Below are 13,093 nucleotides of genomic sequence, written 5' to 3'. Positions count from 1 at the left end.
GGAGGGGCCATGACAGAAGAGCGGGCAGCGGAGCGGATCGCCGGGGACAGGCCCGTGCGCTGGGGCGTGCTGGCGACGGGCGGGATAGCCCAGGGGTTCACGGCCGACGTGCGGGAGCTGCCGGACGCGGAGATCGTCGCGGTGGCCTCGCGGAGTGAGGCGTCGGCGAAGGAGTTCGCGGGACGGTTCGGGATTCCGCGCGCGTACGGGGAGTGGTCCGCGCTCATGGCGGACGAGGAGGTGGACGTCGTGTACGTGGCGACTCCGCACTCCGCGCACCGGGCCGCCGCCGGGATGGCGCTCGCGGCCGGGAAGCCGGTGCTCTGCGAGAAGGCGTTCACGCTCAACGCGCGGGAGGCCGGGGAGCTGGTGGCGCTGGCGAGGGAGCGGAACCTGTTCCTGATGGAGGCCATGTGGATGTACTGCAACCCGGTCGTCCTGCGGCTGGCGGAGCTGGTGCGGGACGGGGCGATCGGTGAGATCCGTACCGTCCAGGCCGACTTCGGCCTCCAGGGTCCCTTCGCCGCCGACCACCGGCTGCGCGACCCGGCCCAGGGCGGCGGCGCCGTGCTGGACCTCGGCGTCTATCCGGTCTCCTTCGCCCACCTGCTGCTGGGCGAGCCCGACCGCGTACAGGCCGACGCGCTGCTGTCGCCGGAGGGCGTCGACCTGAACACCGGCATGCTGCTGGGCTGGGACACCGGCGCGACCGCGCTGCTGACCTGCTCGGTGACGGCGGGCACCCCGGTGACGGCGACGGTGACGGGCACGAAGGGCCGCATCGACGTCCCGTCGGGCTTCTTCGGCACGGAGCGCTTCGTACTGCACAGGGACGGCGCCGAGCCCGAGGAGTACACGGCGGACGGGGGGCTGCGGGGGCTCCAGTACGAGGCGGCGGAGGTGATGCGCTGCCTGCGGGCCGGGGAGACGGAGTCCCCGCTCGTACCGCTGGCCGGGACGCTCGCGGTGATGCGGACGCTCGACGCGGTACGGGAGCGCATCGGGGTGCGGTACCCGGCGGATGCCTGAGCGGTAGTGGGTGCCTGAGCGCTAGTGGATGCCTGATACGTAACGGGCGGGGCGGGGTGCGGGGAGAAGGGGCCACGTCGCTCGTGGCTCTCGCACCGCGTCGCGTCTCCCCGTACGCTCCGTGACCATGAACGCCATGCGGAAGACCGACTCCACCGACCAGGAACACCGCCCCGCGCCGGGAATCGCCCTGGTGACCGGCGCGGGCTCGGGCATCGGCCGCGCCGTCGCCCTGGCCCTGACCGGCGCGGGCTGGACGGTGGTCCTGGCCGGCCGGAGCCCGGGGACACTGGACGAGACGGCGGCGCGGGCGGCGGCGGCCGGAGCCCCGGGTACGGCGGCGACACTGCCCGTACCGACCGATGTGTCCGACCCGCAGGCGGTGGACGCCCTGTTCGCGACGGTACGCGAGCGCTACGGCCGCCTCGACCTGCTCTTCAACAACGCGGGCACCTTCGGCCCCGGCGGCGTCCCCCTGGACGAACTGCCGTACGCGGCCTGGCGCAGGGTCCTGGACACCAACCTCACCGGCACCTTCCTCTGCGCGCAGGCCGCCTTCCGCCTGATGCGGGACCAGGACCCCCAGGGCGGCCGGATCATCAACAACGGCTCCATCTCCGCCCACGCCCCCCGCCCCGACTCCGTCGCCTACACCACCACCAAGCACGGCATGACCGGCCTCACCAAGTCCCTCTCCCTGGACGGCCGCCCGTACCGCATCGCCTGCGGCCAGATCGACATCGGCAACGCCTCCACCGACATGACCGAACAGACGCGGCGCGGGGTGCCGCAGGCGAACGGCGAGCGGATGGCCGAGCCGGTCATGGACGTCGCCGACGTGGCCAGGACCGTACTGCACATGGCGGAACTGCCCCTGGAGGCGAACATCCAGTTCGCGACGGTGATGGCGACGGCGATGCCGTACATCGGCCGGGGCTGAGGCTCTGGAGCCCGACCGCTCAAGCCACCCGGGTGACGGGGGTCACCCGGGTCGCCCGGGTCACGTGAGCCACCCGGGTCACTCCGTCACCTTGGCGACGAACGCGGCGACGTTCGCCACGGTCCGCTGGATCTTCTCCTCCAGGGTGAGCGACTCGTGGAGCCGCGCGCCGGCGCCCGCGTCCTTCTTGCCCCGTACGTACAGCGAGCAGGCCAGGTCGTCGCACATGTAGGCGCCGACCGAGTTGCCATGCTGCCCGGCCTTCCCCGCCTTCGGCGCGACCATCAGGGAGACGCCGCCGGTGTGGGTGGTCAGGCACATCGTGCACATGGCGCGCCGCATCCCCGAGGGCGCGGGGCTGGGGCAGCGCAGCGCGAGGCCGCGCGGCCGGCCGTCCAGGACGGTGACGAGGTAGGCGCGGCCCGGGGACTGCGGATCGCGCCAGCCCAGGTAGTCCAGGTCGTCCCACGGCCGGTCGGCCAGGTCGCGGGGCACGGCCAGCCGCTTGGCCTCGCCCTTCGTGCAGTTCACGAACGCGGCACGGATCTCTCGGTCGGTCAACGGGTTCATACACAGCACGCTAATTTGCCTAAAGGTCTTAGGCAAATCAATAATCGGTTCTGTCGAAAGAGGTGATGGGTATGGCATACGCAGGACTGACCACGGAACGGCTGACCCTGGCGGGGGCGGAGCTGGCCGACGAGGTCGGCTTCGACCAGGTGACGGTCTCGGAGCTGGCCAGACGCTTCGACGTGAAGGTCGCGAGCCTCTACTCGCATGTGAGGAACTCCCAGGACCTGAGGACGAGGATCGCCCTGCTCGCCCTGGAGGAACTCGCCGACCGGGTCGCCGCCGCCCTGGCCGGGCGGGCCGCCAAGGACGCCCTGACCGCCTTCGCGAACGTCTACCGCGACTACGCCCGCGAGCATCCCGGCCGCTACGCCGCCGCCCAGCTGCGGCTCGACCCGGAGACGGCGGCGGCGAGCGCGGGCGGCAGGCACTCGCGGATGACGCGGGCGATCCTGCGCGGCTACGACCTGCCGGAGCCCGACCAGACGCACGCGGTCCGGCTGCTGGGCAGCGTCTTCCACGGCTACGTCAGCCTGGAGGCGCGGGGAGGGTTCAGCCACAGCGCCCCCGACTCGGAGGTGTCGTGGTCCAGGATCCTGGACGCTCTCGACGCCCTGCTGCGGAACTGGCCCGCGCCCTGAGCCGAAGGCACCCCAACCACACCGCCCGCCCCGAACCACCCGACCGCTCCGACGAACAGGCCAGGACCATGCGCACCACCCCGCACGACTGGATCAGCACACCCCTCACCGAGGACATCCTGCGCGGCCACCTCGACCTGGAACACACCGCACACGGCATCCTGCCGCACCGGCTGCCGGCCAGGGCCCGCGCCCAGTGCGCCGACCCGCAGCTCGCCATGGCGGAGGCGCAGCCCTCCGGCGTACGGCTGGCCTTCCGGACCCGGGCCACCGCCGTCGAGCTGGACACACTGCCCACCAAGCGGGTCTACCCGGGCGCACCGCCCCGCCCGGACGGTGTGTACGACCTGCTCGTCGACGGCAGTCTGACCGGCCGGGCCAGTGTGACCGGCGGCAACACCCTGACCATCGACATGGCCACCGGCACCGCCGAGAGCAGGCCCGGACCGGTGGGCACCCTCCGCTTCACCGATCTGCCCGAAGGCGTCAAGAACGTCGAGATCTGGCTGCCGCACAACGAGACCACCGAACTCGTCGCGCTGCGCACCGACGCCCCCGTCGAGCCCGTACCGGACCGGGGCCGCCGCGTGTGGCTGCACCACGGCAGTTCGATCAGCCACGGCTCCGACGCGGCCTCCCCCTCCACGACCTGGCCGGCGCTCGCCGCCTCGCTGGGCGGGGTGGAGCTGATCAACCTGGGGCTGGGCGGCAGCGCTCTGCTCGACCCGTTCACCGCCCGCGCCCTGCGGGACACCCCCGCCGACCTGATCAGCGTCAAGATCGGCATCAACGTGGTCAACACCGACCTGATGCGGCTGCGCGCCTTCGGCCCCGCCGTCCACGGCTTCCTCGACACCATCCGCGAGGGCCACCCCAGCACGCCGCTGCTGGTCGTCTCCCCCATCCTGTGCCCCATCCACGAGGACACGCCGGGCCCCAGCGCCCCTGACCTGACCGCTCTCAGCGCCGGGCGGCTGAGCTTCCGCGCCACGGGCGACCCGGCGGAGCGCGCGAGCGGCAAGCTGACCCTGGGCGTCATCCGGGACGAGCTGGCCCGCATCGTGCGGCAGCGGGCGGCCGAGGACCCGAACCTGCACCACCTCGACGGCCGCGAGCTCTACGGCCCGGCCGACTCCGCCGAACTCCCCCTCCCCGACCAGCTCCACCCGGACGCCGCCACCCACCGCCGCATGGGCGAGCGCTTCGCCGAGCGGGCCTTCACCGCCGACGGCCCGTTCGGGAAGTGACCGGCCGCAGGGCCGAGGAAGTCCGGGGTCCGGCCGGGGAATTCCGGGGCCGCGAGAAGCCGGCGGCCCGCTGAGCGAGGCAGCGGCGGCCATCGAGCTGTCGGAGTCCTCCGGCCGCGAGAACCTCGGCAGAATCATCCTCGCACCCTGACGTACCAGGCGATCGGAGCGGCGACGTCGGCCACCGCGACGGATGGCATAGTGAGACCCGCCGCGAAGGTCAAGTAGGGGGAGAGTCGGGCTTGTGAGGATCGCTCGCTGGATGGTGCCGGTCATCGTCGTGGGCGTGATGACGCCGATATCGATCGGGCTCGGAGCCGTCATGCTCGGGACCTTCGACGACAGCGAGGCGGCCGACGGGAACGCCCCCGCACCGGTCGGCACCGAGCTGAAGGCGGGCGACGTGGGGGTGCCCGTCATCTACGCGAAGCTCATACGCGACGCGGCGGACGACTGCGACGACAAGCTGCTCACCGCGCCCGTGCTGGCAGCGCAGTTGAAGCAGGGGAGCAACTTCAACCCGAGAGCCCTGTCGCTCGCTTCGGACGGGTCGGACGGGTCGGGGGACGACGAGCGCTCGCTGACGGACCCGCGGACCGAGGACCAGCAGGCGGCGGACGACACGGCGGACGACAAGACCGACGAGGAGCCGCTCGAAGAGAGCCCCACCGGCGAACCCTCCTCCCCCGAAAGCCCGTTGGGCGACGAGCTGACCGAGGGAACGCGGGCCGGGCGGCCCGTCACCAAAGGCATCGCGCAGTTCTCCGACGCCGACTGGGCGGCCGAGGGGATCGACGGCAACAACGACGGCACCAAGGACGTCCTGGACCCGGCGGACGCCATACCGTCACAGGGCAGGAAGATGTGCGGACTCCTGCGGACCGCGAAGGAGCATCCCGGCTACCGGGGCGCTCCCCTGGAACTGGCCCTGGCCGGGTACCACGCGGGCTGGACGACGGTCGAGACGTACGGCGGTGTGCCGCGCGCGACCGGGGCGGACGGGGAGACGTACCAGTACGTCAAGGCCGTCATGAAGTCCTCCCCCCAGATGGTCGTCCCGGCCGGCGGCAACGCGGCCGGCGGCTGGACCCTGCCCGTCCAGGCACCGGCCGGCACCCCGTACCACCAGCGGGGCTCCTCCTGGTCCACCGGCCTGCACACCGGCGTCGACTTCGTGGTCCCCACCGGCACGCCGGTCACGGCCATCGGCCCCGGCGAGGTCGTCACGGCCGGGCCCGGCGGCGACTACGGCAATCAGGTCGTCATCCGCCACGAGGACGGCATGTACAGCCAGTACGCCCATCTCTCCCAGGTGAAGGCCGTCGTCGGCCAGAGCGTGCAGGGCGGCACGCTCATCGGCTGGTCAGGCGCGACCGGCAACGTCACGGGGCCGCACCTGCACTTCGAGATGCGCACGGGACCCGCGTTCGGCTCCGACATCGCCCCGACCCCCTATCTGCGCGCCAAGGGCCTGATCAGCTAGGGCCCGATCAGTTGGGGCCTGATGAGGTGGGGCCTGATCCGCAAGCCCTCGGCTCAACGCGAACCGCCTCCCCAACAGGCCCTTGGAAAAGGGTTGTTGGGGAGGCGGGTCGGTCCGTGAGCGGCGGTGGGGCCAGGGCCTACGAGTCGCTGCTCGTGGCGCGGGTGAAGAACTCGATCTCGGCTATCGAGACCTGCTTGTCGGTGCCCACGTTGAACGCCGAGCGAATGACGAACCGTACGCTGACGACGTTCTGCGCCCGGAACTTGCGCTGCTGGGGCCCGCTGATCTGGTCGAGCTTGATGTGGCGCGTGGTCTTCTTCCCGTCGGCCGTGGTGATGACCGCGTCCATACGGTGCGGCAGCGCGGCCTCGGTGAGGTCGGGCGCCTTGTTGGAGATGCCGGACGTGATGAGGATGTCCAGCAGCCGGGTGGGCTCCTGGAAGCGCGCCTCGACCCACTCGCCCTCGGCGGCCCCCGAGATGCCGGGGCCCCACCAGCTGTTGCTGACCTTGTCGAAGAGCAGCTTCGGCGGGTGCTTGCCGAAGGAACGGGACGCCGCCGCGGAGTCCGGGGTGATCTGGGCGCGCTTCGAGAAGTGGTCGCGCGCCGCGTTCCACGCCGTACCCACGTTGAACACCGCGTAGATCAGCAGCCCGAGCGCGAGGCCGTACACGATCCAGGTGAAGATACGGCCGATCCCCCGGCGCAGCTTCGGGCGGTCGCCCGCCCACGGCGTCGGGCCGTTGCCGAAGTCCCACATCCGGCGCCACCAGGGGAGCCGGGCCTCCGGGACGCCGGGGCGCTCCGCGAGGGACATGCCGCAGCGTCGGCAGAAGTGCCGGTCGGGGCGGTTGCCGACCTCGCACCAGGGGCACGGGGGGCCGGTCTCGTCGGCCGGTTCGCCGCCGGGGGCGTGGACCCGGGGGCGGGCCGCGGCGGGCGTGCCGGGCAGGACCGGGGCGACGTCCGGTGCCGGTGCGGGGGCGCGCTGTTCGGCGACCGGTACGAGCAGGGCACGGGCCCGCGCGCTCGCGTCCGAGTCCAGGGGTTCGGCGGCCGGAGCCTCGGCGGACGAGGCCGCCGGGGCGCGGGTGACCGGCAGCGTGGGCAGGGTGTCCAGCTCGTCGGGCACCGGCGCCGGCACCGGCGCCTCGGCGCGCGCGGGCTCGCGCACGGTCTCGGGTGCCTGTTCGTGGGCCAGGGCATGGGCCGGTGTGTGGGCCGGGGCATGGGCCGGTTCGGGTGCCGGTTCATGTGCGGGCTCGCGTACCGGGTCCGCGTGCCCGGCGTCCGCGTCGGCCGGCGTACCCGGGCGCGAGGCGCCCGAAGCGCCCGTACCCGACGTACCCGTACTCCGTTCCCGCGGGTCCGGGGTCCAGCTCAGGACCGCGCCGCAGCCTTCGCAGAAGGACTGCCCCGGGGTCGGCCGCGTACCGCACTCGGCGCAGTGTCGCGGCTCGTTCCCCGTGTCGCCTCCGGCCGTGGAAGAAGGTGGCGTGGAAGGGGAAGTCTGCTGACTGGTCACCTGTCGGAAGTCCTTTCGGCGGCGGTCACCTGGACCGTGTAAGGCATATGGGCGGGGCGAGCTGCCGCTACGAGGCGCTCCAGCCGGTGCTCGGCGGCGGGGTCGGGGTCCGACAGCCGTACGGTGACGTGCAGGCGCGGGCGGCTCTCGCCGGGGACCGGGCCCAGGGGCCTGGCGTCCCAGGTGGCCGCGCCGCTCTCGGTGATCTCCGGCTCCACACCGAAGGCGAGCCGTACCGCCTCGGACAGTCCGCGCCTGGTGCCGCGGATGCGGTGCAGTCGTACGGCGGCGGTCACCGCGGCGCGCAGCGCGACCGTCGCCTCGGAGTCCTGCGGGTGGCCGGTGCCCGGTGCGGCGACCGGGGCCTCGGCGCGCCCGGCCGTGTCGGGTCCCTCGGTCTCCGCGCCCACCCAGCCGCCGAGCCAGCGGGTGAAGTCCGCGGGGGCGAGCGACGGCATGAAGTAGGCGTCCAGGTTGTCGAGGACGTTGTGGAGCGGCGCGAGGACCTCGTCGATGCCCGCGACGAAGCGCTGGGCGAGGTCGTCGTCGGCGAACACCGCGGGCAGCATCACGCCGAGCGGGGCCGAGGAGCCGAGTCCGTCGACGGAGCCGCGCGCGCTCGCGCTCGTGTTCACGACGCGTCCCCTATCACCCGGACGCGGTGGTCGAACGAGAAGACCAGCGCGGGGGGTTCGAGGTCGATCCGCTCCGTGGGGTCGCCGCGCTTGCCGCTGAGCGGGTCGGCGGGGTGCAGCAGCACCTCGTCCACCAGCTCGACGCCGGGCACGCGTTGCAGCACCGCGAAGACCTCTCCCGCCTGTACCGGACGGCCGAAGGGCCAGCCCGTGCCGTGCGCTCCCCCGGTCAGCGGGTCGAGATGGCGGTACAGGGCGTCGTGCGCCTGCCGCCTGACCCGGTCGGTGTCGGTGCCGCGGAAGGCGTGCACCGTCGCGACGACCGTCACGCCCTGGTAGAAGGGCGGCCCGACCGCCAACCGGGTGCCGATCAGGCGCCGTTCGTCCAGGTAGCGGGTGATGCGCCCCAACAGCGCGTCTCCCGGTACGAGTTGTTCGAAGCGCAGCCGGCCGCCCGGGTCGGAGACGGCCTGCGGGACGACCAGCACCCGCACGGCGTGCGCGCCGTGCTCGTCCGGCTCGGCCTCGATGCAGGTGATGCGCGCGGTCTCGGGGGCCGCGCGCCGCGCCAGCTCCTCGTAGTCCCGCAGGGTCACGGCACGGTCCTGCGCGCTCAGCGCGATGGGCGCCCTGAGCTTCGCCTCCTCGACGGTCTCGCCGTCGACCCCGCCGCGCGCGGCCTCACGGTTGATGACGTCGGAGATGTACGGGACGGAGTCGCGCAGCACCTGGATGGCGCCCCTGGCGACATTGCCCGCCTTTCCGCCGCCCGTACGGTAGCGGCGGGCCCGGATGGGCGCGCCCTTGGGCGGTACGGCCCCGTACTGGCGCAGGGTGCCGTCCGGTTCGCGTACGGACGGGCCGAAGGCGATCTCGCCGGTGGTCGCGTCCAGGGTGAGGTGCCGGTCGGTGGGGCCCGAGGCGGCGAAGTGGCCGACGGTCTCCCAGTCGACCCAGCCGTCGCGCTCGGCGACCTGGAGGAGCAGCGGCTGCGCGTCGCCGACGACGGGGCTGTTGGCCAGCCGCAGCCGGTGTCCCGGCAGCCCGGTGGACTCCCCCAGCGCTTCGTCGCGCACCGTCTCGGCGTGCACGACGCCGGTGGTGCCGCCGATGCTGAACGCCTCGGCGGAGCGGATGGTGGGCGAGGTGGTGTAGAACGGCTGGCCCTGTTCCGGCTCGGTGACCCGGCAGCGCAGCCAGCCCGCCTCGCGCCGCCCGGTGCGGGAGAGCGCGTGTCCGCCGGGGACGTGCAGCACGACCTCGCCGGGGCGGTTGAGTCCGCCGGTGGTGTCCCGGTCGACGTCGCAGCCGACCCAGCCGTCGGCGGTCCACGCCTCCCAGGCGAGCGGCGGCTGCCTGGGGTCGACACCGACGCCGTCCACCTGGCTGTCCAGCTCCAGGACGACGACACACTCCGGTACGGCGGCGCTGAGCCCGAACAGCATGCGGTCACCGGGGCGCGGGGCCTCCGTGAAGCAGTGCACGTCCTTGGACTCGGCGAGGTCCGAGGTGCGGTCGGTCGCCTCCTCGTCGGTCCGCTGGACCACGAGATACGACAACTCGCACGGCACGACGGTGAGTTCGCGTTCGGTGGCGAAGACCACCGCGTCCTCGGTCTGGGTGCGGGCCGTGGCGACCTCGGTGCCCGTCGCCAGCACGACGGACTGCTGCTGCGGCGCCGACAGCCAGAACGTGACGTCGGCGCGGGCCGCGGACGGCGGGAAGAGTGTGATCCCGATGAGGTCCAGGAACGCGAGGTGGTTCTTCTCTGGCACCCGGTTGAGCCGGTACACGATCTGGTCGGCCATGTGGGCGACCGTCTCGACGAGGGTCACGCCCGGGTCGGAGACGTTGTGGTCGGTCCACTCGGGGGCGCGCTGCTGGATGTAGCGCTTGGCGTCGTCGACGAACTGCTGGAAGCGCCGGTCGTCGAGGTTGGGGGAGGGCAGGGCCATCAGCGGTCTCTTCCAAGGTGCTCGTCGGACGTGCCGGACCCCTCGGGCCCGTCGTGGGAGGGGATCACGTAGAACGGAAAGACCAGACTGCGTGGGTTGTTGGTGCCCGTGATCGAGTAGCGGACGTCGATGAAGAGGACGCCCTGTTCCGCGCCGGCGGTCACCGCGACGTCATCGACCTCGATGCGCGGTTCCCAGCGGTCCAGGCACGTGTGCACCTCGTGCTGGATCCGGCCCGCGGTGGCCTCGTTGACGGGGGCGAAGACCATGTCGTGGATGGCACAGCCGAATTCGGGCCGCATCGGCCGCTCACCGGGCGCGGTGGAGAGGACGAGCCGGATGGCCTCCTCGACCTCGCGTTCCCCGCTGACCATGGCGATACCGCCGGTGGGACTGATGCGCATCGGGAACGCCCAGCCGGAGCCCACGAACTGTTCGGCCATCAGATGCCTCCTACCGTCAGCACCGGCTTCATGTTGGAGGTGAGGATGCCGGTGGACTTGATCGTGGCCGCTTGCAGGCCGATGTTGATGGCAGCGGTCATCTGGAGGGACATCCCCGCGGTGAGCGACATGGCCGCGCCGGCCGTCATGTTGAGCGCCCCGCCGGAGGTGACGGAGGTGACGCCGCCCGTCTTCACGGACAGCAGGCTTCCCGCGTTGATGTTCATCGGTCCGCCGCTGCGGATCGTCAGGGAGCCCACCGCGTTCAGCGACAGATTGCCGCCCGCGTTGATGGCCACGGCGCCGGTCCCCCTGATGGAGACCTTGCCCTTGCTGTCCACGACGATCTCGGTCTTCGTCCGGTCCAGATTGATGGTGAGCCGGTTGTCGCCGGTGGACAGCCGCACTCCGCGCTTGAGGCCGACGCTCTGGTCGAGCAGGTCGATCCGGTTGTTACTGCGGTCGGACAGGGTGCGCCGGGTGACCTTGCCGCGCGTCGGATCGTACACCGGCACATCGACGGGGTCCGGCTTGTCGACGCCGTTGTACAGGCCGCCGATGACGTACGGGTGGTCCAGGGCGCCGCGGTCGAACGCCACCAGCACCTCGTCGTCCACGTCCGGGGAGATCATGCCGCCGCCCTTGACTCCGCCGAACTGGACGGTACGGGTCCAGTCGCTGACGTACATGTCGTCCAGCCACGGGAACTTCAGCTTGACCCTGCCCTGCCGCAACGGGTCCTTGATGTCGGTGACCAGGGCGTTGGCGACGCTCGGCAGCCTGGCCGGGCTCCCCGCGCCGCCGCCGGAGGCGAGCCCGTACAGCGAACGCCACTGACGCCCGCTGACGTTGAGGAACGTCTGGTAGTGCTCCTGGTCGCCGAAGGTGTGACGGGCGGCCGTGACCGTGTACTTGCCCTGGAACGGCTTGCCCACGTCCTTGAGGGTGACGGCGACGCCGGGACGCAGTTCGGTGTTGCCGCGCGCCGTGATCTCCACCTCGGCGAAGGAGGAGGTCACATCGTCCGCCAGGGCGTCGGCCGCGTGCTTGACCTCGTCCAGCTTGTCGTAGGGCGTGTCGGTCTCGACGAGTTCGGCCTTGCCGAACGACTTGGACACCTCGGCCGGCGTCGTACCGATGGCGAAGCCCGAGTTGTCCAGAGCGGGCGACTTGGAGACGAGCGGCTGCTTGGTGGTGACGTTCCAGCCGCGCGCCTCGACAGCGGTCACCTGGTCGGCCGAGGTGACCGCCGCGCGGCAGCGCAGGATGTCCTCGCCGCCCTTCAGGAGGAGCGCGCTCTTATCGCTCGGCAGGCTCTCCGGGGGAGCCGTGGCCGCGTGCTGCCGCTTGACGAACTGGAACCTGCCCAACGAGTTGATGGACATCACCATCTCGTTCTCGTCCGCGAGCCGCTGGACGAAGTCCCAGTCGGTGACGTTGGCCTGGCTGATGAACTCGTACTGGCCCTTGGTCCGCTGCGTCTTGCCCATCGGAAGGCCGTTCTTGCGGGCCAGCTCCACGGCGATCTCGGTGGCGGTCTTGTTCTTGTACGCCGCGACCCTGCGCTGCCGGAGCATCCGGTGGCCCTTGTCGTAGCCACGGATGACGGTGAAGGTACCGGTGCGGTCGTAGTCGGTCTCCAGCGCGGTGACCTCACCGGTGATCAGCGGCGTGCCCTTGCCGTCCGAGAGGGGCGCGATGACCACGGGCACGCCGATCTCGACGTTCAGCTTGCCGAGGATGTCCCTCTTCTCGTCACGGAAGGTGAGCTGGAACGCGCCGGGCACCCCCGCGCCGAAGTCGACCCAGCCCCCCACCAGCTTCTTGTCCTCCGGGGACTTGAGCTTCATGCCGGCGATCTTCACCGTGAGGATGTTGGAGAACCCGATATCGGACATCAGACGCCGACCTCTTCAGCGGCGGGAAGCATCAGTTCGACGCCGGGCGTCAGCACCTTCGGGTCGTCGATGTCGTTGGCCTCGGCGATCGTGCGCCACGCGGTGGCGTCGCCGTACTCGCGCCAGGCCAGGAGCTGGAGCGAGTCGCCCGCCACGACCCGGTGCACCCGGCGGGAGGTGAGCGCGCCGGAGGTGGGGTTCTGGCCGAGCGTACTGCTCGGGATCTCGTGCAGGTTCACCTGGCAGACGGCGCGGATCGGCATGCCGTTGGTGTTGAAGAGGGTGTACTGGGCCTCCACGGAGCTGACGTACGCGTTGAAGCGGGCGGTGGAGAAGGCGCCCCACTCGAAGACCACCCACGGGGTCGACGGCTGATTCGCCGCGATGCTGGCGGTGGTCGTCTCGCAGCAGGAGAAGAGCGCTTCGACGTTCTTGCGCACATCGTTGCTGTCCGGGTCGTCGGAGCGGTCGAGGAAGATCTCCACCGTCATCTCCCGGGGCTCGGGCCCCATGAACTCCGGTACGGCGCCGTCCCGCACCGCGGCGGTGGGCGTGGTCTTCCACTGGGCCCTGCGGGTCAGCGACATCTGGGACGGGTTGAAGTCGAATTTGAACGTCTTCATCAGCGCGCCGGGGCTGGTGCTGCTGCCGATCGGCGGCTGATGGATGGCGAGCGTCGCCCGCACCAGGCTGTCGCCCACGCCGAAGCTGCTGAGGTTCATCG

At 71.7% G+C, this 13,093-nt stretch carries 12 protein-coding genes; 5 read left to right on the top strand and 7 right to left on the bottom strand.

Features of this window, described 5'->3' with window-relative positions:
* Positions 1–9: 9 nt before the first annotated feature.
* Both OG627_RS25325 and OG627_RS25320 read left to right on the top strand, forming a co-directional pair.
* The gene (locus tag OG627_RS25325) at positions 10–1,029 is read left to right on the top strand and encodes a Gfo/Idh/MocA family protein (RefSeq protein ID WP_329068789.1); all 1,020 of its coding nucleotides are present in this window, start codon (positions 10–12) and stop codon (positions 1,027–1,029) included.
* A gap of 136 nt (positions 1,030–1,165) precedes the next feature.
* Positions 1,166–1,969, top strand: a complete 804-nt coding sequence (locus OG627_RS25320) for an SDR family oxidoreductase (protein WP_443073650.1) — start codon at positions 1,166–1,168, stop codon at positions 1,967–1,969.
* Between the two features lie 78 nt (positions 1,970–2,047).
* Here the strand turns inward: OG627_RS25320 and OG627_RS25315 are convergent, their stop codons facing one another.
* Positions 2,048–2,539 (bottom strand): FBP domain-containing protein, encoded by a 492-nt coding sequence (locus OG627_RS25315; RefSeq protein WP_329068787.1) that lies wholly within the window; start codon positions 2,537–2,539, stop codon positions 2,048–2,050.
* A 71-nt stretch (positions 2,540–2,610) separates the two neighbouring features.
* Here OG627_RS25315 and OG627_RS25310 point away from each other — a divergent pair, with 71 nt between their 5' ends.
* From OG627_RS25310 to OG627_RS25300, 3 genes are all read left to right on the top strand, one after another.
* Positions 2,611–3,180, top strand: a complete 570-nt coding sequence (locus tag OG627_RS25310) for a TetR/AcrR family transcriptional regulator (protein WP_329068785.1) — start codon at positions 2,611–2,613, stop codon at positions 3,178–3,180.
* A 68-nt stretch (positions 3,181–3,248) separates the two neighbouring features.
* Complete coding sequence (locus OG627_RS25305; protein WP_329068783.1) at positions 3,249–4,427, top strand: GDSL-type esterase/lipase family protein; 1,179 nt, start codon at positions 3,249–3,251, stop codon at positions 4,425–4,427.
* A 244-nt stretch (positions 4,428–4,671) separates the two neighbouring features.
* Positions 4,672–5,910, top strand: a complete 1,239-nt coding sequence (locus OG627_RS25300; RefSeq protein ID WP_329068781.1) for a M23 family metallopeptidase — start codon at positions 4,672–4,674, stop codon at positions 5,908–5,910.
* A 139-nt stretch (positions 5,911–6,049) separates the two neighbouring features.
* Here OG627_RS25300 and OG627_RS25295 read toward each other — a convergent pair whose 3' ends face one another.
* From OG627_RS25295 to OG627_RS25270, 6 genes are all read right to left on the bottom strand, one after another.
* Positions 6,050–7,438, bottom strand: a complete 1,389-nt coding sequence (locus OG627_RS25295; RefSeq protein ID WP_329068778.1) for an NADase-type glycan-binding domain-containing protein — start codon at positions 7,436–7,438, stop codon at positions 6,050–6,052.
* The gene (locus OG627_RS25290; protein ID WP_329072967.1) at positions 7,435–8,007 is read right to left on the bottom strand and encodes a phage tail protein; all 573 of its coding nucleotides are present in this window, start codon (positions 8,005–8,007) and stop codon (positions 7,435–7,437) included. The genes OG627_RS25295 and OG627_RS25290 overlap by 4 nt, the downstream gene beginning before the upstream one ends.
* 62 nt (positions 8,008–8,069) lie before the next feature.
* Positions 8,070–10,028, bottom strand: a complete 1,959-nt coding sequence (locus tag OG627_RS25285; protein WP_329068777.1) for a putative baseplate assembly protein — start codon at positions 10,026–10,028, stop codon at positions 8,070–8,072.
* Positions 10,028–10,471, bottom strand: coding sequence for a GPW/gp25 family protein (locus OG627_RS25280; protein ID WP_329068776.1), 444 nt, complete (start codon positions 10,469–10,471; stop codon positions 10,028–10,030). Before OG627_RS25280 ends, OG627_RS25285 begins: the two co-directional genes overlap by 1 nt.
* Entirely contained in the window at positions 10,471–12,369 is a 1,899-nt protein-coding gene (locus tag OG627_RS25275) for a VgrG-related protein (protein WP_329068775.1), read from the bottom strand. The genes OG627_RS25280 and OG627_RS25275 overlap by 1 nt, the downstream gene beginning before the upstream one ends.
* Positions 12,369–13,091 carry a CIS tube protein gene (locus OG627_RS25270; protein WP_329068773.1) on the bottom strand — a complete coding sequence of 241 codons (723 nt, stop codon included), beginning with the start codon at positions 13,089–13,091 and terminating at the stop codon, positions 12,369–12,371. Before OG627_RS25270 ends, OG627_RS25275 begins: the two co-directional genes overlap by 1 nt.
* Positions 13,092–13,093: the final 2 nt, after the last annotated feature.

Origin of the sequence: Streptomyces sp. NBC_01429 (assembly GCF_036231945.1) — a bacterium.
Classification (GTDB): domain Bacteria; phylum Actinomycetota; class Actinomycetes; order Streptomycetales; family Streptomycetaceae; genus Streptomyces.
This window is presented reverse-complemented; position numbering and strand designations above follow the sequence as displayed.

Coding starts and splice junctions, on each gene's coding strand:
- OG627_RS25320 (WP_443073650.1), top strand. CDS start 1,166: ATGCGGAAGACCGACTCCACCGACCAGGAACACCGCCCCGCGCCGGGA.
- OG627_RS25275 (WP_329068775.1), bottom strand. CDS start 12,369: ATGTCCGATATCGGGTTCTCCAACATCCTCACGGTGAAGATCGCCGGC.
- OG627_RS25310 (WP_329068785.1), top strand. CDS start 2,611: ATGGCATACGCAGGACTGACCACGGAACGGCTGACCCTGGCGGGGGCG.
- OG627_RS25290 (WP_329072967.1), bottom strand. CDS start 8,007: ATGCTGCCCGCGGTGTTCGCCGACGACGACCTCGCCCAGCGCTTCGTC.
- OG627_RS25280 (WP_329068776.1), bottom strand. CDS start 10,471: ATGGCCGAACAGTTCGTGGGCTCCGGCTGGGCGTTCCCGATGCGCATC.
- OG627_RS25305 (WP_329068783.1), top strand. CDS start 3,249: ATGCGCACCACCCCGCACGACTGGATCAGCACACCCCTCACCGAGGAC.
- OG627_RS25325 (WP_329068789.1), top strand. CDS start 10: ATGACAGAAGAGCGGGCAGCGGAGCGGATCGCCGGGGACAGGCCCGTG.
- OG627_RS25315 (WP_329068787.1), bottom strand. CDS start 2,539: ATGAACCCGTTGACCGACCGAGAGATCCGTGCCGCGTTCGTGAACTGC.
- OG627_RS25285 (WP_329068777.1), bottom strand. CDS start 10,028: ATGGCCCTGCCCTCCCCCAACCTCGACGACCGGCGCTTCCAGCAGTTC.
- OG627_RS25270 (WP_329068773.1), bottom strand. CDS start 13,091: ATGAACCTCAGCAGCTTCGGCGTGGGCGACAGCCTGGTGCGGGCGACG.